Source organism: Neobacillus soli NBRC 102451 (genome assembly GCF_001591665.1).
Taxonomy (GTDB): domain Bacteria; phylum Bacillota; class Bacilli; order Bacillales; family Cytobacillaceae; genus Neobacillus; species Neobacillus soli.
This window is the reverse complement of the sequence record NZ_BCVI01000118.1, coordinates 1-1,850: the sequence shown is the minus strand read 5'-3', so window position 1 is coordinate 1,850 and position 1,850 is coordinate 1. Positions and strand designations below refer to the sequence as shown.

Here is a 1,850-nt window from a genome sequence, read left to right as displayed (position 1 = left end):
GGTGTGCCAGGCATGGCAACTATCTAGGTGGTGAAAGTCCACTGTGGGGGTACACATCGACCAACCACTAAGGAAGCGCAAGGTACTTACCGTGAGGTAAGGGCTGGAGGAAGCGTGGAATAAAATCTTGGCTCGACGAACAGAAATCTGATACTAAGGCTCTACAAAGGGATAAGGCTCCCAAACAAGTCAAAGTCCAAAAGATGTGCGTAACTTTGTAGGGTAAATCAGGCGAGTAAAAGAGGAAAGATAGCTGCCTTACCCTGGGAGGTCTTGCGGATGTACATTGGTACAGTCGAAAAAGGTTTGCCGCAAGAAGTCAGCAGAAGCCATAGTAATGAGTAATTCATGAAGGGCTGAACAATTTATAGTGTTTCAACGCCACGAATGCGTAAGTGACTTACTCCGAATGTGTTAATGGTGAAAGTATGAGCGTACCTCAAAGGATAACCAAAATGGAGCTATCACTTATTACGTGAGAGGAAAGGAGAAACGAGTGTGGAACTTTTAGAACAGATTCTAAGTAATCAAAATATGAATGAAGCCTACTTGCGTGTCTACAAAAACAAAGGTTCTAGTGGGGTCGATGGAATAACTGTCGATGAACTGAAGCAATTTCTGAAAGAGAACAAAGATGAGCTACGTCAGCGCATCAGAACTAGAAAATACCAACCACAAGCTGCCTTAAGAGTGGAAATCCCAAAAGGAAACGGCAAGATGCGCAAGTTGGGAATACCAACAGTAGTGGATAGGGTAGTTCAACAAGCCATTCATCAAGTTCTCAGTCCGATATTTGAAAAGCAATTCAGTGAATTCAGTTACGGCTTTAGACCCAAAAGAAGTTGTGAGATGGCTATTATAAAAAGCTTGGAATTTCTGAATGACGGACACGATTGGGTAGTAGACATTGACCTTGAAAGATTCTTCGATACAGTTCATCACGATAAACTCATGCGAATTATTGCCAACACAATAGATGATGGTGATGTCATCTCGTTAATCAGAAAATACTTAGTCAGTGGAGTCTTGGTGAAAGGGAAATATGAAGAAACACCAGTCGGGACTCCGCAAGGAGGAAACCTTAGCCCACTATTGAGTAATATTATGTTAAATGAACTCGATAAGGAACTAGAGAAAAGAGGACTACGGTTCGTGAGATACGCTGATGACGCTCTCATTTTTGTAAAGAGTGAAACAGCCGCAAACAGAGTGATGAAATCAATCGTGAGATTTATAGAAGAAAAACTAGGATTAATAGTCAATGTGGAGAAGAGCAAAATCTCTCGCCCAAAAGATTTAAAATTCTTAGGATTTGGGTATCATTACGATACCAAAAACAAGAGGTATCACGTAAAACCCCATCTCATGTCAATACAGAAATTTCAAAGGAAGCTCCGAAAACTAACAAAGCGTAATTGGAGTGTACCGCTAGACTTCCGAATTTTAAAACTAAAACAAGTCATACTTGGGTGGGTCAATTACTTTAGAATCTCAAATATGAAAAAAGCGATGACTACGATAGATAAGAAGCTTCGCTCCAGAATTAGAGTTATCATCTGGAAGCAATGGAAGGTATCACGGAAACGAATCAAATCGCTTGTTCAATTAGGGATTCCTGAAGAAGAGGCGAAAGGATTAACTTTCTGTCGAAGAGGTTATCGGTATATCGGATTATCGAAAGTCGTACAAAGAGCAATCTCAAATAAAAGACTAAAGCAGAGGGGACTTCCTTCTGCTTTAGAACATTATCTAAAAGTACACACTGTAATATAAATTGAACCGCCGTATACGGAACCGTACGTACGGTGGTGTGAGAGGGGCGAAAATAATTAATTATTTTCCCTCTACTC

General features: G+C 40.5%; 1 protein-coding gene. It reads left to right on the top strand.

Going from position 1 to position 1,850, the window contains the following annotated elements:
• Nucleotides 1-498 precede the first annotated feature (498 nt).
• The gene (gene ltrA, locus BSO02S_RS25900; protein WP_066074903.1) at nucleotides 499-1,773 is read left to right on the top strand and encodes a group II intron reverse transcriptase/maturase; all 1,275 of its coding nucleotides are present in this window, start codon (nucleotides 499-501) and stop codon (nucleotides 1,771-1,773) included.
• Nucleotides 1,774-1,850: the final 77 nt, after the last annotated feature.